The sequence below is a fragment of the Streptomyces sp. NBRC 110028 genome (assembly GCF_001417735.1).
GTDB lineage: Bacteria > Actinomycetota > Actinomycetes > Streptomycetales > Streptomycetaceae > Streptomyces.
Window position 1 is genome coordinate 580,667 of record NZ_BBUZ01000024.1, and the last position, 18,176, is coordinate 598,842.

Consider the following 18,176-nt stretch of genomic DNA (forward strand, 5'->3'; position numbering starts at 1 on the left):
TCCCTCCTCCCCGTCGACCGACTGGACCAGTACGTTGCCCGATCCCACCCGCGCCGCCACCTGGCGCTTCGCACTGCCGCACACCACGGCCGCGGTGCCGCTGGCCCGTGCGCTGATCCGCAACACGCTGGCGGACATCGGCGCCCCCGTGGACGGTGACACGGCGGAGCTGCTGACGGCCGAGCTGGTCGCCAACGCCGTGCAGCACACGGCCGGGGACGAGCCGATAGAGCTGGTGGTGGAGCTGGTGCCGACCGGCGGCTGGCAGGTCGAGGTGCACGACATGGACCCCACTCCGCCCGGCGGGTTCGGCGGACCGGACGACCACGGTCCGGACGACCACGGTCCGGACGGCCACGGTCCGGACGGCCACGGTCCGGACGGCCCGCGGGAGGCCGTACGGGACGGCGTGCGCGATGACGTGCGCGAGTCCGACGGCCCGGGCCGCCCCGAGGGCCCGAAGAGACCCGACGCCCTCGCCGAACGGGGACGCGGACTGCTGCTCATCCGCGCCCTCAGCGCGGACACCGGCTACCGCCCCACCCCCTACGGCAAGGCCGTCTGGTTCACACTGCCCCCGGCGGAAGCCCAGGAGGCCACGGAGGGGTGACGGCTTCGGCTACGCGCCGAGCGTCGCGACCAGCACCGCCTTGATGGTGTGCATCCGGTTCTCCGCCTCGTCGAAGACGACCGAGTGCTCCGACTCGAAGACCTCCTCGGTGACCTCCAGCTCGGTCAGCCCGTGCCGCTCGTGGATCTCCCGGCCCACGTCGGTGCCCAGGTCGTGGAAGGCCGGGAGGCAGTGCAGGAACTTCACGGCGTCGTTGCCGGTGGCGCGCAGCACGTCCATCGTCACCGCGTACGGCCCCAGCAGGGCTATCCGCTCGTCCCACACCTCCTTGGGCTCGCCCATGGACACCCAGACGTCGGTGGCGATGAAGTCCGCCCCGCGCACGCCCTCGGAGACGTCCTCGGTGAGGGTGATGCGGGCGCCGGAGGCCTCGGCCATCTGACGCGCCAGCTCCACGATCGTGTTGTCCGGCCACAGCAGCTTGGGCGCGACGATCCGGACATCCATGCCCAGCAGGGCGCCGGTGACGAGGTAGGAGTTGCCCATGTTGTACCGGGCGTCGCCGAGGTAGGCGTAGGCGATCCGGTCCAGCGGCTTGGTGCTGTGCTCGGTCATGGTGAGGATGTCGGCGAGCATCTGGGTGGGGTGCCACTCGTCGGTGAGGCCGTTGTAGACCGGCACTCCGGCGTGGGCGGCCAGCTCCTCGACGACGCCCTGACCGTGTCCGCGGTACTCGATCGCGTCGTACATCCGGCCGAGCACCCGCGCCGTGTCCTTGACCGATTCCTTGTGCCCGATCTGCGAGCCGGTCGGGTCGAGGTACGTGGTGGAGGCGCCCTGGTCGGCGGCGGCGACCTCGAAGGCGCAGCGGGTGCGGGTGGAGGTCTTCTCGAAGATCAGGGCGATGTTCCTGCCCTGGAGCCGACGCGTCTCCGCGCCCGCGCGCTTGGCCGCCTTCAGCTCGGCCGACAGGTCGACCAGGTGCCGGAACTCCTGCGCGGTGAAGTCCAGCTCCTTGAGGAAGTGGCGGCCGGTGAGGTCAATCGCCATGGGTGGGCTCCTATATCGCGGCGGTCGAGCGGGTCGAGCGGTCGGACGGGGTGGGCGTGGTCGCAGCGCACATCACTCCGACCGGAACCATGGAAGCATATACGAGCAGCTGTATATATACGGAGGCGCGGGGGTGATCCCGCCGTTACGGCACCACGGCTACGACTCCACGGCGTCCCGCTCGACCGGGCAGCTCATGCAGCGCGGCCCGCCCCGGCCCCGGCCCAGCTCGCTGCCCGGGATGTCGATGACCTCGATACCGCGCTTGCGCAGGAAGGTGTTGGTCGTCGCGTTCCGCTCGTAGGCGACGACCACGCCCGGCTCGACCGCGAGCACGTTGCAGCCGTCGTCCCACTGCTCGCGCTCCGCCGCGTGCACGTCCTGGGTGGCGGTGAGCACCCGGATGGCGTCCAGGCCGAGGGCCGCGGCTATGGCGCGGTGCATGTGCTCCGGCGGATGGTCGGTGACCTTCAGCTCCTGGCCGCCCGCGCCCGGCTCGATGGTGTACGAGCGGAGCATCCCGAGCCCCGCGTACTGGGTGAAGGTGTCCCCGTCGACCATCGTCATCACCGTGTCGAGGTGCATGAAGGCGCGCCCCTTGGGCATGTCGAGCGCCACGATCGTACGGGCGGAACCGGCCTCGAAGAGCCGATGGGCCAGCATCTCCACCGCCTGTGGGGTGGTCCGCTCGCTCATGCCGATCAGCACCGCGCCCTTGCCGAGCACCAGCACGTCGCCGCCCTCGATCGTCGAGGGGTACGCGGCCTGGCCCTCCGACCAGACGTGGAAGTCCTCGTCGGCGAACAGGGGGTGGTGGCGGTAGACGGCCTCGTAGTGCACCGTCTCGTGCCAGCGGGCCGGCCAGCGCATCGCGTTGATGGCCACCCCGTCGTACACCCAGGCGGAGGCGTCCCGGGTGAAGAGGTGGTTGGGCAGCGGGTTCACCAGGAAGTCGTCGGGCTCCATGGCGTGGAAGCGGATGGAGACCGGCTCCGGGAACCGCGCCAGATACTCCCGCTTGGTGATGCCGCCGATCAGCGCCTCGGTCAGCTCCGGGGCGGTCAGCTCGTCGAACGCCGCGCGCAGCCGGTCGGTGGCCAGCGGGCCGTACTCCTTCTCGTCGAAGACCCGGTCCAGCACCAGGGACCGCGCCTCGGCCAGGGCCAGGCTCTCGGCCAGCAGGTCACCGAACAGATGGACCTCGACGCCCCGGTCGCGCAGCACGTCCGCGAATCCGTCGTGCTCCTGACGGGCCCGGCGCACCCACAGGACGTCGTCGAAGAGGAGCGCGTCCCGGTTGGAGGGGGTGAGCCGCTTCAGCTCCAGGTCGGGACGGTGCAGAATGACGCGGCGCAGCCGCCCGGCCTCCGAGTCCACATGGAATCCCATGATTCCATCTTCGCCGTTCCGGGCCCGCCGCGGATGTCCCGCGACACAAGTCGTGGCCGAGGCCCCGGCCGGACCCTCCGGCCTGACCGCCCCGGTCAGACCGCCCCCGTCAGACCGCGGCCAGGATGACGATCAGGACCAGGGCCACGGCCAGGAAGCCCAGCAGGGCCGAGACCCACAGCTGACCGGGCTGCAGATCGATACGGCCGCCGCCGTCCTCGGGGCCGCGGCGGCGGCCGGGCCACGTGGCGGACCGGCGGGCGGCACGGGGGCCGGCCTCCGCGCGCTCCCGGCACCCCTCATGCTCCCGGCACTCCTCCGCCAGCCCGCCGAACAGCGCCTTCCAGCCCTTCTCCCCGAAGCCGGTGACCTGCCGGGCGGCGACGATCCGGCGCACCACCTCGCGCCCCGCGCCGTCGCCCGCCGCCCACAGCCCGGGCAGGACGCACGCCATCAGCTCGGGCACGGCGCCCCGGTCGGCGTACGGGCGCACCAGGCCCTCGTACAGCATCAGCGCGTTGCGTACCCGAAGCCGGTCGCCGCCGCCCGGCTGATCGAGGTAGAGGTGGGCGATCAGCACCTTCTCGCAGACCGCGTCGGCGAGCCGTGGCCCGCGCTCTGGGGCGCGGCGCACCAGCTCGACGACGACGCGGGTGGCCCGGTCTGCGGGCAGCCCCGCGTCGAGCGCGCTCAGCAGCAGCCCGTCGTCGGCCTCGCGCAGTGCCGCGGGGAGGGCGTCGCCGCCGTGGCGCAGCGCCTCGCGCAGGGCGCGCTGGGTGCGTACGGCGCCCACCGGCGGCCGGGCCGGGTCGCCGCCCGTGTCCTGCGAGTGCTCCGTGTTCCGTATGGGTCCCGTGTCCTGGGTGTACTCCGTGTCCTGGGTGTACTCCGTGTCCTTCACCATCGACGTCCCTCTCCTCACAGCGCTTCCAGCACCTCCCGGATCCGGGTGGCCGCCCGTACGTCGAGCGGTTCGTCACCGTCGTGCGCCAGCCGGGGCAGGAAGCCGTACAACACCGCCAGCTGGCGGTCGTCGCGGGCGCCCCGCCGGATCCAGCCGACCAGCGCGTCTTCGGCCGCGGTCGCCGACCGGGCCCAGGTCAGGGCGGCCCGCAGCAGTTCGGCGAGCTGCGGTGCGCTGCCCGGGCGGGCCGCCAGCAGCGCGGTGGCCAGCGGCCAGGCGGTGTACGGCTCCAGCTCCGGCACCTCGCCCAGCCCCCACAGATGGGAGGTCCGGGTGGTGACGGCGCGCAGCACCGTCAGCAGCGCCAGGTCCCGGAGCGGCCGCCGGGTGTCGTGCAGCCAGTGGGTGAGCCCGGCGAGCACGGCCTCCGGTTCCGTCCCGGCCAGCAGCCGCAGCACGCTGTACGAGGTGATCCGGCCGTCGTCCTCGTGCGCCAGCCGGGCCAGCTCCTCCAGGGACGCCCGGACCGAGCCCGCCGCGAGGCCGTAGCCGTGGGCGAGGACCGCCGTCTCGCGCTCATGCTCGTCGTCGCCGAGCGCCCAGCCGCGCAGCAGGCCGTCCACGGCGGGCCGTACGCCCTCGTCGCGGGCCGCCTCGGCGAGCGCGGTGGCCGCCGCCATCCGCTGCACCGGGCTGTCGGCGCGGGCCAGCGGCAGCAGCAGTTCGACGAAGCCGTACAGATAGTCGCGGGCGCAGAGCACGCCCGCGGCGACCGCCGCGCGCACCCACACCTGGGGGCGCGGATCGTCGCACAGGGCGCGCAGCCAGCGGGCCATCGGGCCGCGGACGTTGTGGTGGCCGTCCCACGCCTCGTACAGCACCGCGGACGCCAGCCGCCGCCCCTGGAACCGGACGGCGCGGACCGGGACCGACGCGTCGCCCAGGTCCTCCACGCCGTCGCCGCACACCGCGCGCGCCGCGGCGAGCCCCGCGCCGGGGCGAGCGGCGAACAGCTGGCGCCCGGGCGCGTACTGCGGGTCGAGCGTGACGGCCAGCTCCCAGGTCAGCAGTTCGGCGGCCTCGGCGGTGAGGCTGTGCGCGGAGCCGTTGAAGACGGCGAGCGCGATCCGCAGCGCCGCCGTACGCAGGGCGGGCAGCGCGGCGGGCAGCGTGCCGGGGCGGCCCGCGCCGTCGAACCACGCGCGGGCCTGGTCCGGGGCGAAGGCCCGGCAGCGCTCCCGCAGCCCTTCGTCGGACAGCCGGCCCTCGGCGTGGGCGGCGAGGTGCCCGGCGAGCCGGGCGGCCTCGCCGGGGCGCGGCTCGTCCAGGCCGAGCGCTTCGGCCACATCGGGGCGGGCGGCGGTGGCGCGGGCGAGGTCCAGCAGCTCGGCGGGCTTGTCCGCGAGCAGGTCGGACAGCTGGTGGTCCAGCACCTCGGCGGCGTCCGGGGGTTCGTACGGTACGGCGTGGCGGCGGGCGCTCAGCAGCCGGTCGGCGGCCGGGCCGTCCGCGACCAGGACGACGGCGAACGCCTCGCGCTCGGCGAAGTGGGCGCGCAGCCGGTCCAGGAGGGGGCCGGGGTCGGTGTCGTCGGCGGGCAGTTCGAGGAGGTAGCCGTGGCCGCGCTCGGTCCGCTGCGCGGTGGGGGCGGCGCCCGGCCCGAGCCGGATCACGCCACCGCCCGCCGCCTCGGCCTCTCCCTCGGTCGGGCCGTCTCCCTCGGTCAGGTCCGCCAGGAGCGCGAGCCCGGTCCAGGCACGGCCGGTGCCGGGTTCGCCGCACAGGGCGAGGAGGTGGGTGCGGCGCAGCCGCTCCCGCATCGCGGCGTAACCGGGGACGGGCCGGTAGACCCGGCGCAGCCGCGCCAGCTCCTCGCGGGCGACCGGCCCTTCGGGCAGCGGACGGTGCTCGTCCCCGCCCGGCGGGCGCGGCGGGCAGTCGGTGAGGCGCAGATGCGCGCGCGCCTCGCGCGCCGTGCGGGCGCCACCCGCCTCCCCCGCGCCCTCCAGCGGACCGCCCCTCGGGATGTCCAGCCGCCGCGGGCCCGGTTCCGCCGGGATGCCGATGTCGTCCGGTCCGCTCATCGCCCGCCGTCCTTCATGCCGTGGTCCCCGTGGGTCCTCGTACGTTCCTCGGGGGTGGCGTCCTTGGAGGCAGGCCCGGAAGCGGGCGGCGAAGCCTCTCCCCCGATCCGCCCCGCCGCCCTTCTCCGGTGCCAGGCACTGGGCCGTGTGCACCCCCGTCGCACACGGTCCCGTTCACCTGTGCCACCACCAGAATGGGCCGGGCGCGGGGCGGGGGCTGTAGCCGTTTACACAGTCGCGCGCACTCGCGGGGCGTGCGCGCCCGCGCTCATTCGCAGGGGCGCGCTGGGATGTGCTCCCCCGTCGCACGCCCCTCGGCCAGCAGCCGCAGCAGTCCGATGTTCCGCACCTCGAAGCGGCGCGAGGCGGTCCGTACGACGCCCTGGTCGCGCAGCAGCCGCAACGCCTTGGCGACGGCCTCCCGGGTCGAGCCCACGGCGGCGGCGATGTCGTGTTGCGGCAGCGGCAGATCGACGGCGATGGCCCCGCCGGGACCGGTGTGCCCGGTGCGTTCGGCGATCTCGACCAGCCGGGCGGCCAGCCGCTGGAGCACCTTCTCGGAGGCGAGGGAGCGCCGTTCGCCGTCGGAGCTGCGCAGCCGGGAGCTGAACTGGCGCATGATCAATACGGTGGCGACCGGCCGCGCGGCCAGATAGGCGCGGAACCGGTCGCCGGAGACCACGACCGCCTCCATCCGGCCCAGCGCGGTGACGGTGGCACTGCGCGAGCCGTGGTCCACCGCGGCCTGGTCCCCCACCACCTCGCCCGCGCCGCGCAGCGCCAGGATCAGCCGCACCCCGCGCTCGGTCTCCACGGAGACGGTGGCCCAGCCGGAGACGATCGCGACGACGAAGGTGGTGCGGTCGTGCTCGCGCAGGACGACCTCGGAGGGTTCGTACGTCCGCGGGCTGCCGAGCGTGAGCAGCGCGCGCCGGTCATCGGCGGGAAGCGCGTGCAGAAAGGGCCGGCCGTCCTCGAAGAGACTCATCCGCCCTCCCGCCTCGCTGGTGGCTCGTCAGGTTGCGGAGAACCGATGGGATGACGAGCACGCTAGGCAGGTGGCACGGGCACGTCAATGGGGCGGCCGGAACCGGTGTCCACGGACGGACCTGCGGCGGAATCCGTTCGAACACCTCTGCAATCCCCCGCCCGTCCGTCGGAGCCGGCGCCCCCGCGAAGGGCCGTCGCCGCGATGGCGGCGAGCACGGCGGTCACCGCGGCGAAGACCCAGCCCCCGTGCAGCACCCCCGCGTCCGGCCGGGCGACACCACCGGTGATCACGACCAGGGCCGCCACGCCCAGGGCCGAGCCGCCCTGCCGGGACATCATCAGCACGCCCGAGCCGAGGGACAGCTGACGGGCCGGAAGCAGCCCGGCGGACGCGAACATGACCGGCTGGTAGAGCCCCGCGCCGATCCCGGTGAGCACCAGCCCCGGCATGAACCCCGCGGCGTAGTGCCCGCCGTCGCCGTCCGCGAACAGCAGCCACCACACCGGCCCGGCGGCGAAGCACAGCGCGCCGAGCACGGCGGCGCGCCGCTCCCCCAGAGCCCGTACGAACCGTCCTGACAGCACCGAGACCACCAACACCGCCAGCGGCCACGGCGTGATGGCCAGGCCCGCGCGGACCGTGGACCAGCCCCAGACGCCGGTGAAGAGGAGGGTCGAGGCCAGCACCATCGCCGCGTAGGCGAGAAAGTAGGTGAACAGGCCGAGGGTGGCGGCGGTGAACGCGCGGGTCCGGAACAGCGCCGGATCCACCACCGGGTCCGGGTGGCGCCGCATGTGCGCCACCGCCAGCCCGCCGGTCGCCACGCCCGCGGCCAGGAAACCGAGGGTGGCCGGTGCGCGGTAACCCCAGTCCGGGGCCTCGGCACAGGCGGTGGTCAGCGCTCCGATGGCGAGGAGCACCAGCAGGGTGCCGAGCGGGTCGAGGCGGCGGCGCTCGCCGTGCGCCGGGGCGCGGCGTGGGAGCAGCCGCAGGCCCGCCGCCCAGGCGACCAGCACCACGGGCACGTTGATCAGGAAGATCCACCGCCAGTCGGAGGCGGCGAGCAGACCGCCCGCCACCGGTCCCGAACTGGCCGCGACCGCGCTGACCGCCGTCCATACGCCGACCGCCGTGGGCCGTTCGCGCGGCGGAAAGGCGGGCAGCGCCAGGGCCAGGGAGGTGGGCACCAGAACGGCCGCCGCCGCGCCCTGCGCCACCCGTGCCGCGACGAGCGCGCCGAGGCCGGGGGCCGCCCCGCAGGCGACCGAGGCCACCCCGAACAGCACCATGCCGGTCAGGAACGAGCGCCGGCCGCCGATCGCGTCGGCCAGCCTCCCGGCCGGGACCAGCAGCGCCGCGAGCACGATGGCGTAGGCGTTGAGTACCCAGGACAGTTGCGCGGTGGTGACCGAGCGGAAGTCGGCGCCGATCGCGGGGAAGGCGATGTTGACCGCGATCACGTCGAGCACGGCGAGGAACTGGGCCACCGACGCGACCGCGAGGATCAGCCAGCGCCGCGAATTCGGGGGCGTACTGGGAGTGGACCCAGGAACGGACCCAGGAGTGGACCCAGGAGTGGGCGCACCACTCCCCGGTGCCTTCGGGGAAGGGATCGTCATGCCCATCCAGCATCGGCGGTGCGGTCGTCCGCAACGAGCGGCAAGAACGACAGCACACGCTACATTCTTGCCATGCGCCATTCGATAGCCCTCGCGGTCACCGAAGGCATGCCGATCTTCGATCTGGCCGTTCCCTGCCATGTCTTCGGCACCGACCGTCCAGAAGTCCCCGACGACTGGTACGACCTGCGGGTCTGCGCGATCGGTCCGTCGGGCGGGCAGGCCGGGGGCCCGGTGGCCACCCGCTCGTGGTTCGCCGCCCACACGCCGTACGGGGCGGCGGAGCTGGTCAGCGCCGACACGGTGATCGTCCCGGCCTCCGCCGATGTACGCGGCGACCCGCCCGGGGAACTGATCGACGCGCTGCGCGAGGCACACGGGCGCGGCGCGCGCATCGTGTCGCTGTGCTCGGGCGCGTTCACCCTCGCCGCGACCGGGCTGCTCGACGGCCGGACGGCGGCCACCCACTGGATGTACGCGGCCCTGTTCGCCGAGCGCTATCCGGCCGTACGCCTCGATCCGTCGGTGCTGTACGTCGACCACGGAGACGTCCTCACCGGGGCGGGCTCGACCGCGTGCATCGACGTGTGCCTGCACCTGGTGCGCGAGGACTTCGGCAGCGAGGCGGCGAACACCGTGGCCCGGCAGCTCGTGGCCCCCGCCCACCGGCCCGGCGGCCAGGCCCAGTACATCGAGGCGCCGCTGCCGGAGCGCGCCGACGACTCGCTCGCCCCGTTGCTGCACTGGGCCACCGAACACCTCGCGGAACCGCTGACCCTCGCGGACCTGGCACACCACGCCCACACCAGCCCCCGCACCCTGGCCCGCCGCTTCGAGGCCACCACCGGCACGACGCCCCTGCGCTGGCTACGGGCCCAGCGCATCGCACGGGCCAGGGCCTTGCTGGAGGGCGGCGATCTCCCCATGGACCGCCTCGCGGAGCTGTGCGGGCTGGGGACGGCGGCCAATCTGCGGCGCCACTTCACGCGTGCGGTGGGGGTGCCCCCGCATGACTACCGCCGCGCGTTCCGGGCCCGGGAGTCGGCGGCACCAGCCACCGTCTGATCCGGGGGCCGCGGGCCGGGCGGGGCCGCCGCCCAGGTGACCCCGCCCGGCCCGCCGCCCTCCGCTACAGCCGTGGGTCCACCGGCTCCGACTCCAGGGCCAGCACCGCGAAGACCGCCTCGTGCACCCGCCACAGCGGCTCGCCGTCCGCCAGCCGGTCCAGCGCCTCCAGCCCCAGGGCGTACTCCCGCAGGGCGAGCGAGCGCTTGTGGCCGAGGTGGCGCTGACGCAGCCGGTCCAGGTTCTCCGGGCGGGTGTACTCCGGGCCGTAGACGATCCGCAGATACTCCCGGCCCCGGCATTTGACGCCCGGCTGGACCAGCCGGCCGTCGCCCTTGCGGACGAAGCCCTGGAGGGGTTTGACGACCATGCCCTCGCCGCCCGCCTCCGTCAGCTCCAGCCACCAGGCGACGCCCTCGGCCACCGACGCGTCGTCCTCGGTGTCGACGACCAGGCGGCGGGTGGGGGCCAGCAGGGGGCCGCCGTCCGGGCCCGGCTTCTCCGCCTCGATCATGCGGTCGATCAGGGCGAGCTGTCGGTCGTGCGGGAGCGCGGTGAGGCTGCGGCCCTGGGCGGCCAGGATCTGGAACGGCGCCATCCGTATGCCGCCCAGCCCGTCGACCGGCCAGCAGTAACGCCGGTACGCCTCGGTGAACGCGGCCGCGTCCACGGCCCGTCCGCGCTGCTTGTCGAGGAGCGCGGACACCTCGACGCCACGCGCCGCCGCGCCCTCCAGCGCCGAGAGCACCCCCGGGAAGACAGCCCCCGAGGCCGCGCCCACCGCCGCGTACTGGTTGCGCAGCAGCCCAGCGGCCTTGAGGGACCACGGCATCAACTCGGCGTCCAGCAGCAGCCAGTCGCTCTCCAGCTCCTGCCACAGACCGGCGCCCCCGATGCCGCCGCGCACCCCGTCGAGGACGGCCTCGGCCAGGCGCGGGTCGTCGAAGAACGGCCGCCCGGTGCGGGTGTACACCATGCCGGATACGCCCTCGGGCGCCCCGAAGCGCTCCTTCGCCACCCCCTCGTCGCGGCAGACCAGCACCACCGCCCGGGAGCCCATGTGCTTCTCCTCGCAGATCACCTGGCGCACCCCGTCCGCCCGGTAGGCGGCGAACGCCTCGGCCGGGTGCTCCACGTACCCGTCCTCGGCGGAGGTGGCGGCGGGCGCCATGGTGGGCGGGAGGTAGGGGAGCAGCCGCGGGTCGACGGCGAAGCGGCTCATGACCTCCAGCGCCGCCGCCGCGTTCTCCTCCTTGACCGCGATCCGGCCCATGTGCCGGGTCTCGACGACGCGGCGGCCGCGCACATCGGCCAGGTCGAGCGGACGGCCGTCGGTGCCGTCCGGGGCCTCGTCGCCCAGGGGCTTGACCGGCTCGTACCAGACGCGCTCGGCCGGGACGTCCACGATCTCGCGCTCCGGCCAGCGCAGCGCGGTCATCCGGCCGCCGAAGACACAACCGGTGTCCAGGCAGAGGGTGTTGTTCAACCAGGACGCCCTGGGGGTGGGCGTGTGGCCGTAGACGACGGCGGCGCGGCCGCGGTAGTCCTCGGCCCATGGGTAGCGCACCGGCAGCCCGAACTCATCGGTCTCACCGGTCGTCTCCCCGTACAGCGCGTGCGACCGCACCCGGCCCGACGTGCGGCCGTGGTACTTCTCGGGCAGCCCGGCGTGACAGACCACCAGCGCCCCGCCGTCCAGCACGTAGTGACTGACCAGCGATTCGATGAACTCCCGCGCCCGGTCGGCGAACTCCGGGTCCGCGGCGTGCTCGCGGTCCAGCTGCTCGACCGTCTCGGCGAGGCCGTGGGCGATCCGGACCTTGCGGCCCTTGAGGTAGCGGACGAGCTTGTTCTCGTGGTTGCCGGGCACGCACAGGGCCGCCCCGGAGGCCACCATGCCCATCACCAGGCGCAGCACCCCGGGGCTGTCCGGACCGCGGTCGACGAGGTCGCCGAGGAAGACGGCGGTGCGCCCCTCGGGGTGGACGGCGTCGACCGGGCGGCCCCGCTCGTCGCGGCGCAGAGCGTACCCGAGCTTGCCCAACAGGGTCTCCAGCTCGGAGCGGCAGCCGTGGATGTCGCCGATGATGTCGAACGGGCCGGTGCGGTGGCGCAGATCGTTGTAGCGGCGCTCGGTGACGACCTCGGCGGCCTCGACCTGCTCGGCGCCGCGCAGGATGTGCACCTTGCGGAACCCCTCGCGCTCCAGGGACCTCAGGGAGCGGCGCAGTTCGCGGCGCTGACGGGGGATGACGTGGGAGGGCATGCCGGCCCGGTCGGGGCGGGCCGCGTTGCGCCGCGCGCATTCGCCCTCGGGGATGTCGAGGACGATCGCGACCGGGAGGACGTCGTGCTCGCGCGCCAGCTGGATCAGGGCGCGGCGGGCCTCGGGCTGGACGTTGGTCGCGTCGACCACGGTCAGCCGCCCGGCCGCCAGCCGCTTGCCCGCGATGGTGTGGAGCAGGTCGAAGGCGTCCGACGTGGCGCTCTGGTCGTTCTCGTCGTCGGAGACCAGACCCCGGCAGACGTCGGAGGAGACGATCTGGGTGGGCAGGAAGTGGCGCCGGGCGAAGGTGGACTTGCCCGAGCCGGTGGTGCCGACGAGGACCACGAGGGACAGGTCGGGCACTCCGAGGCTGCGCCGGTCGAGCGTCGTGGTGTCGGTCATGCGGCGGCCTCCTTGGATGGGGTCGTCGTGCTGGTCGTCGTGGTCGTCGTCTGGGTTTCGCCGCCGTCCTGCCGGAAGAGCGCGAGCTGGGTCGGCGGGCCGGCCTCGGGGTCCTCGGGGCCGACGGGGCGGAACTCCACGGCATAGCCGTGCCGTTCGGCGACTCCCCGCGCCCAGTCGCGGAACTCCTCGCGCGTCCACTCGAAGCGGTGGTCGGGGTGGCGGACCTGCCCGGCGGGCAGGGACTCCCAGCGCACGTTGTACTCGACGTTGGGCGTGGTCACCACGACGGCCGTGGGCCGGGCGGCGCCGAACACCGCGTACTCCAGGGCGGGCAGCCGGGACGGATCCACATGCTCGATCACCTCGCTGAGCACCGCCGCGTCATAGCCGGTCAGCCGGGAGTCGGTGTACGCGAGCGAGCCCTGCGTCAGCTTGAGCCGCGCCGACTGCCGCTCGGGCATCCGGTCCAGGCGCAGCCGCCGCGCCGCCTCGTTCAGCGCGCGTATCGACACATCGACACCGACGATCTCGGTGAACCGCGCGTCCTTGAGCAGCTCGCCCAGCAACTGGCCCTGGCCGCAGCCGAGATCCAGCACCCGGGACGCCCCGGCGCCCCGCAGGGCGTCGAGGATCGCCTCGCGCCGCCGCACGGCCAGCGACACCGGCCGCGGTGCGCTCTCCTCCTCCGGCTCCACTCCCCCTCGCTCCCCTCGCTCCGGCTCCTCCGCCTGCTCCGCCTGTCCTTCCTGCTCGGCGCGGTCGGGCGCGTACTCGGCGGCCGGGTCCTCCACCGCGTTGTCGATCTCCTCCACCTCGGCGTCGTCCGTCTCCGCGAGCCGCGCCAGCTCCAGCCGCTCCATCGCGCTGCGGGTCAGCGACCAGCGGCGGGCCAGATAGCGGTTGGTGATCAGCCGCTGCTCGGGGTGGTGCTCAAGCCAGCCCTCGCCGGACCGCAGCAGCTTGTCCACCTCGTCCGGGGAGACCCAGTAGTGCTTGGCGTCGTCCAGCACCGGCAGCAGCACATACAGATGGCGCAGCGCGTCGGCGAGCCGCAGCTCGCCCTCCAGCACCAGCCGTACGTACCGCGAGTCGCCCCACTGCGGGAACCGCTCGTCCAGCGGCACCGGCTCGGCCGTCACCGCCCAGCCCAGCGGCGCGAAGAGCCGCTCGACCAGGGCGGCGCCGCCGCGCGCGGGCAGGGCGGGCACCTCGATCCGCAGGGGCAGCGGCCGCTCCGGCAGCTCGGGCCGCGCCTTGCACTGTCCCCTCAGGGCGCTGGAGAAGACGGTGCTCAGCGCGACGGCCAGCAGCGAGGAGGCCGCGTACGGACGGTCGTTGACGTACTGGGCGAGCGCGGAGTCGGGCGCGCCGCCCCGCCCCTTGCCCCGGCCCCGCCGCACCAGCGCGACGGGGTCGACCTCCAGCAGCAGCGCCGCCGTGCAGCGCTCGGCGTCCGCCTCGGGGTAGAGCAGATGCGCCGTGCCGTGGGAGGTCGAGAACCGCTGCGCCTTGTCGGGATGCTTGTGCAGCAGAAATCCCAGGTCGGTCGCGGGGCGCTCGCTGGTGCCGGTGGTGGTTATCGTCAAGAACACCCGTCCGAGTATCGCCGGGTGAACGCCCCCTCACCTAATGGTTTCCCACAACGCCCGCCAGCTCGGCGATCCGGTCCGGCCCCACCCGGCAGCAGCCGCCGATGAGCCGCGCACCGGCATCCCGCCACGCCTTGACCCGCGCCGGGTCGAAGGTCGACCGCCCGCGCCAGCTCCGGGCCGCCGCGTCCCACTCCTCTCCGCTGTTCGGATACACCACCACCGGCTTTCCGGTGGCCTCGGCCGCTATCTCCACGGCCCGGTCCGCGTCGCCCGGCTCGCAGCAGTTGACGCCGACGGCGATCACCTGCTCGTTCCCGGCGGCGAGGGCGAACGCCTCCCGGAGCGGCTGCCCGGCCCGGGTGGTCTCTCCCGCGATGCTGTACGACAGCCAGACGGGCACCCCGCAGCCCTCGACGGCCCGCAGCATGGCCGCCGCCTCGTCGGCGTCCGGCACCGTCTCCAGCGCGAGCACATCGGGCCCGGCCGCCACCAGGGCCTCGATCCGCGGCCGGTGGAACCGCTCCAGCTCGGCCACGCTCAGCCCGTACCGGCCCCGGTACTCGCTGCCGTCGGCCAGCATCGCCCCGTAGGGCCCCACGGAGGCCGCCACCCACACCGGGGCGGCCGGGTCGGCAGCCTGCCCGGCCGCGCCGCGCGCCAGCTCGACGCTGCGGCCCAGCAGCGCCGTGGCGTCCTCGCGCGCCACGCCCCGGTGGGCGAAGCCCTCGTAGGTGGCCTGGTAGCTGCTGGTGATGAGCACCCGTGCGCCCGCCCGCACATACGCGGCGTGCGCCGCCTCGATCTGCCCCGGGTCGTCGGCGAGTAGCCGGGCCGACCACAGCTCGTCGGACAGGTCGCAGCCCTGTGCCTCCAGTTGGTTGGACAGCCCGCCGTCGAGGACGAGCGGCGCGCCTTCCAGAGCGGTGGCCAGTGGCGTGGGCGGGAGGGACATCACGGGTACTCCTGGTGGTTCGGTGAGCCATGGGGCTCGGTCGGCCCGACAGCCGGGGCGGGCCGACGGGTCGGTCGGACCGGTGGCCGGCGGGACCGGCCGGCCGGCGGTCAGCCCAGCTGGGCCTGGACCTGGGATGAAATCAGCTCGAGGTGGTCGAGGTCGTCGAGGTCCAGAATCTGGAGGTAGACCCGGGACGCCCCGGCCTCCGCATAGCGGCCGATCTTCTCGACGACCTCGGCCGGGGATCCCGCCAGCCCGTTCTCCTTCAGCTCCGGGACCTCGCGGCCGATCTTCGCGGCCCGCCGGGCGACCTCGGCGTCGTCCTTGCCCACACAGGCCACCAGCGCGTTGGAGTACACCAGGTCGTCGCCCTTGCGCCCGGCCTCCTCGGCGGCCGCCCGCACCCGGCCGAACTGGGCCTGGCTGTCCTCGACCGAAGCGAACGGCATGTTGAACTCGTCCGCGAACCGCGCGGCCAGCCGCGGGGTGCGGGTCGGCCCCTGGCCGCCGACCAGCACCGGCACCCGGTCCTGGGCGGGCTTGGGCAGCGCGGGCGAGTTGGTGAGCTGGTAGTGCGCACCGTCATGGCTGAACGTCTCGCCGGCCGGCGTCTTCCACAGGCCGGTGACGATGGCCAGCTGCTCCTCCAGCCGCGCGAACTTCTGCTTCGGGAAGGGGATGCCGTACGCGGTGTGCTCCTCCTCGTACCAGCCGGCGCCCAGGCCCAGCTCGACCCGTCCACCCGACATCTGGTCGACCTGCGCGACCTGGATCGCGAGGACGCCCGGCAGCCGGAAGGTGGCGGCGGTCATCAGGGTGCCCAGCCGGATCCGCTTGGTCTCGCGGGCCAGCCCGGCCAGGGTGAGCCACGCGTCGGTCGGGCCCGGCAGCCCGTCGACATCCCCCATGTGCAGATAGTGGTCCGAACGGAAGAAGGCGTCGAAGCCGAGGTCTTCGGTGGCCTTCGCGACGGACAGCAGAGTGTCGTAGGTCGCCCCCTGCTGGGGCTCGGTGAAAATGCGGAGATCCATGGCCCCCATCCTGCCTTCTCACGCCGCACCACCCCACTCCCCACCCCACTCCAGCTCCGTGAGGTGCCTCAGCATCCCGTGGACCCGGTCCCTGGCCTCGTCCGCCGCGTCGATCGCCTCCACGCACTGCCAGTACAGCGCCTCCTCCTCCGTGCTGGAGGCGACGCCCACCAGCGCGAATCCCGCCTCCGCGAGCAGATCCCCCAGCGCCAGCAGCACGCCTCTGGGGTCCCGCACCTCCGACATCTGAGCCGCCCGTAACCCCGCGCCGCGCAGCGCGGGATGGTGCAGCGCCGGGTGGAACAGCGCCCCGCGCGCCCTGCCACCCGCCTCGCACAGGCCGCGCGCCTCCGCTCGCGCCGCCGCCGGGCCGCTCACCATGAAGTATCCGCCGACCGCTTCCGCCAGCGCCTGGACCTGCCAGGCCTCGGCCACGATGTCGTGCACGCCCCCGGCCTTCGCCAGGGCGTGCCGGGTGACACCGATCAGCCGCATCGCGTCCATGCCCCGAACCCCTCTCAACGGACTTTCCGCACCCGTCACTCCTCCACTACCCAGAGTGATGACTAACAGGCCGAAAAGCTAGGGGAATTCAGGAATCTGTTGACAACAGTTGCGTTGTGGATAACTTCATCACTACTGAGAGTGACGAATGGGGCTTTCAGGGCCCCCGACCGGGAACCGGCCCTCGTTTCGGTCGATCTTCGCGGCCAGCGCCGCGAGCGCGTCGATCCCCAGCACTTCGCAGAACTGGAGCAGATACGCCAGCACGTCGGCGACCTCGTCCTCGACCCGGGCCGCCCTCCCCGGCTCCTCCATCACCCGCGCCGACTCCTCCGGCGTCAGCCACTGGAAGATCTCCACCAGCTCCGACGCCTCGACGCTCAGCGCCGCCGCCAGGTTCTTCGGGGTGTGGTAGCGCTGCCAGTCGCGCACCGCCGCGAAGGCCGCCAGCCTGCGCTGCAGGCCCGCCACATCAAGGTCGTCGGACCGTCGCTCACCAGCGGCGGGACACGCGGCGGAAGGCACACCGGACTCAGGTTCAACAGACTCGCTCACGCTCCAGGTTTACCACCGTGACGGGGGCGTCCCCGACCGCCCCCGTCACGTCCCCCACCGTCCCCACCAGCCGGATGTGCCCCCGTGCGCACATCCGGGCCGCCACCCCCAGCAGCTCCCGCGCCTGCCGCCGGTCCAGGCAGCGGTCGAAACCGTCCGCCAGCACCGTCAGCACCTGCCGGGCGGGCAGGACGTCCGCGGCCGGGTCCATCGCCAGCACCCCGGGCCCGGTCAGCAGCACCAGCGCGAGCGCCAGATAGCGCAACTCCCCGTCGCCCAGCCGCTCCACGGGCATCGCGCCCAGCTCCCCCTGCTCCACCAGGGCCCGCACCCCGCCTCCCCCGGCGCCCTCGGTCACCAGGCCCTCCACCGGCCCCGCGCACCCCGCCCGCACCGCCGCGACCAGCGCCGCGTGCCGGGATCCGCACTCCCGGCTGGTGCGCCGCAGCACCGCCGCCAGGTTCTCGCAGCCCCCGCGCAGCCGCCCGTCACGCGGCGCGGCCGGCGCCCGCATCCGATCCGGCCGCGGATCGCACGGGAACACCGAGCGCAGCGCGATCACCACCTGCTCCGCGGCGGCCAGCGCCAGCCGCTGCCCCTCGGTGATGCCCGCCACCCGCAGGGGCAGCACCGAGGTCGCCAGCCGGTCGTCGGGCAGCGGAGCCCGGGTCACCGCGACCGCCCCCGCCGTGTGCCAGGCGGCCTGCACGCATCGCCGCTCCGGGTCGCGCAGCGCCGTCTCCAGCAGCGTCTCCCCCGCCCCCGTCAACCGCTCGCCCACGATGCGCAGTTCGGGCTCGGCCTGTACGGCGACATCGAGCCGCACCGGCCCGACCGGGCCGTCCACCGTGCACCCGATGCGGAAGCCGCGCCGCCCCTGCCGGTCCGGCCGCGCCCGGCGCGGGATGTACGACGCCGGCTCGCGGAACACCTCCGCGAGCCGGGCGCCGCCCGCCAGGCGCGCGAGCGCCCCGTACGCCTCCAGAACACCGGACTTGCCGCTTCCGCTCGGCCCGGCGAACAGCGTCAGCGGCCCCAGGGAAAAGACCGCACGTCGATGGGACTTGAAGGCGGACAGCCTCAACTCGGTCACGGCGGGCCGCAGCCCGGATGCGCTCATGCCCGGAACATATCTGTGGCGCATACCGCCGAACCGTTACTCCTTCCGTATCTTCCTACCATCGGGGGATGGCGA

The 18,176-nt window shown here is 74.1% G+C and carries 15 protein-coding genes; 2 read left to right on the top strand and 13 right to left on the bottom strand.

The features are described from left to right. Positions 1-34: 34 nt before the first annotated feature. Complete coding sequence (locus ASC60_RS11795; protein ID WP_055549686.1) at positions 35-610, top strand: ATP-binding protein; 576 nt, start codon at positions 35-37, stop codon at positions 608-610. A gap of 9 nt (positions 611-619) precedes the next feature. Here the strand turns inward: ASC60_RS11795 and argF are convergent, their stop codons facing one another. From argF to ASC60_RS11825, 6 genes are all read right to left on the bottom strand, one after another. Beyond that, a complete protein-coding gene (gene argF, locus ASC60_RS11800; protein WP_055549688.1) occupies positions 620-1,621 on the bottom strand; it encodes an ornithine carbamoyltransferase in 1,002 nt (333 codons plus the stop codon). Positions 1,622-1,780: 159 nt separating this feature from the next. After that, on the bottom strand, positions 1,781-3,010 hold the full coding sequence (locus tag ASC60_RS11805) for an arginine deiminase (protein WP_055549690.1): 1,230 nt from the start codon (positions 3,008-3,010) through the stop codon (positions 1,781-1,783). A 109-nt stretch (positions 3,011-3,119) separates the two neighbouring features. Beyond that, positions 3,120-3,914 carry a hypothetical protein gene (locus tag ASC60_RS11810; protein ID WP_055549692.1) on the bottom strand — a complete coding sequence of 265 codons (795 nt, stop codon included), beginning with the start codon at positions 3,912-3,914 and terminating at the stop codon, positions 3,120-3,122. A 14-nt stretch (positions 3,915-3,928) separates the two neighbouring features. Beyond that, positions 3,929-5,998, bottom strand: coding sequence for a hypothetical protein (locus tag ASC60_RS11815; RefSeq protein ID WP_055549694.1), 2,070 nt, complete (start codon positions 5,996-5,998; stop codon positions 3,929-3,931). Between the two features lie 268 nt (positions 5,999-6,266). Beyond that, positions 6,267-6,986, bottom strand: coding sequence for a Crp/Fnr family transcriptional regulator (locus ASC60_RS11820; protein WP_055549696.1), 720 nt, complete (start codon positions 6,984-6,986; stop codon positions 6,267-6,269). A 62-nt stretch (positions 6,987-7,048) separates the two neighbouring features. Beyond that, positions 7,049-8,476 carry an MFS transporter gene (locus ASC60_RS11825; RefSeq protein WP_234356900.1) on the bottom strand — a complete coding sequence of 476 codons (1,428 nt, stop codon included), beginning with the start codon at positions 8,474-8,476 and terminating at the stop codon, positions 7,049-7,051. 204 nt (positions 8,477-8,680) lie between these two features. Between ASC60_RS11825 and ASC60_RS11830 the strand changes: the two genes are divergently transcribed. Continuing rightward, positions 8,681-9,673 (top strand): helix-turn-helix domain-containing protein, encoded by a 993-nt coding sequence (locus tag ASC60_RS11830; RefSeq protein ID WP_055549698.1) that lies wholly within the window; start codon positions 8,681-8,683, stop codon positions 9,671-9,673. Positions 9,674-9,737: 64 nt separating this feature from the next. On the opposite strand, the gene ASC60_RS11835 is transcribed toward ASC60_RS11830, so the two are convergent. The 7 genes from ASC60_RS11835 to ASC60_RS11865 form a co-directional block, all read right to left on the bottom strand. Further along, a complete protein-coding gene (locus tag ASC60_RS11835) occupies positions 9,738-12,341 on the bottom strand; it encodes a polynucleotide kinase-phosphatase (RefSeq protein ID WP_055549700.1) in 2,604 nt (867 codons plus the stop codon). Further along, positions 12,338-13,936, bottom strand: a complete 1,599-nt coding sequence (locus ASC60_RS11840; protein ID WP_055549702.1) for a 3' terminal RNA ribose 2'-O-methyltransferase Hen1 — start codon at positions 13,934-13,936, stop codon at positions 12,338-12,340. The genes ASC60_RS11835 and ASC60_RS11840 overlap by 4 nt, the downstream gene beginning before the upstream one ends. A 34-nt stretch (positions 13,937-13,970) precedes the next feature. Beyond that, positions 13,971-14,888 carry a homocysteine S-methyltransferase gene (mmuM, locus tag ASC60_RS11845; RefSeq protein ID WP_055549704.1) on the bottom strand — a complete coding sequence of 306 codons (918 nt, stop codon included), beginning with the start codon at positions 14,886-14,888 and terminating at the stop codon, positions 13,971-13,973. 110 nt (positions 14,889-14,998) lie between these two features. Further along, a complete protein-coding gene (locus ASC60_RS11850) occupies positions 14,999-15,922 on the bottom strand; it encodes an LLM class F420-dependent oxidoreductase (protein ID WP_055549706.1) in 924 nt (307 codons plus the stop codon). Between the two features lie 18 nt (positions 15,923-15,940). Beyond that, positions 15,941-16,426, bottom strand: a complete 486-nt coding sequence (locus ASC60_RS11855; protein ID WP_055549708.1) for a DUF6099 family protein — start codon at positions 16,424-16,426, stop codon at positions 15,941-15,943. A gap of 132 nt (positions 16,427-16,558) precedes the next feature. Next, positions 16,559-16,951 carry a nucleotide pyrophosphohydrolase gene (locus ASC60_RS11860; protein WP_079038329.1) on the bottom strand — a complete coding sequence of 131 codons (393 nt, stop codon included), beginning with the start codon at positions 16,949-16,951 and terminating at the stop codon, positions 16,559-16,561. A 13-nt stretch (positions 16,952-16,964) separates the two neighbouring features. Continuing rightward, positions 16,965-18,101 (bottom strand): AAA family ATPase, encoded by a 1,137-nt coding sequence (locus tag ASC60_RS11865; protein WP_055550071.1) that lies wholly within the window; start codon positions 18,099-18,101, stop codon positions 16,965-16,967. Between the last annotated feature and the right edge of the window lie 75 nt (positions 18,102-18,176).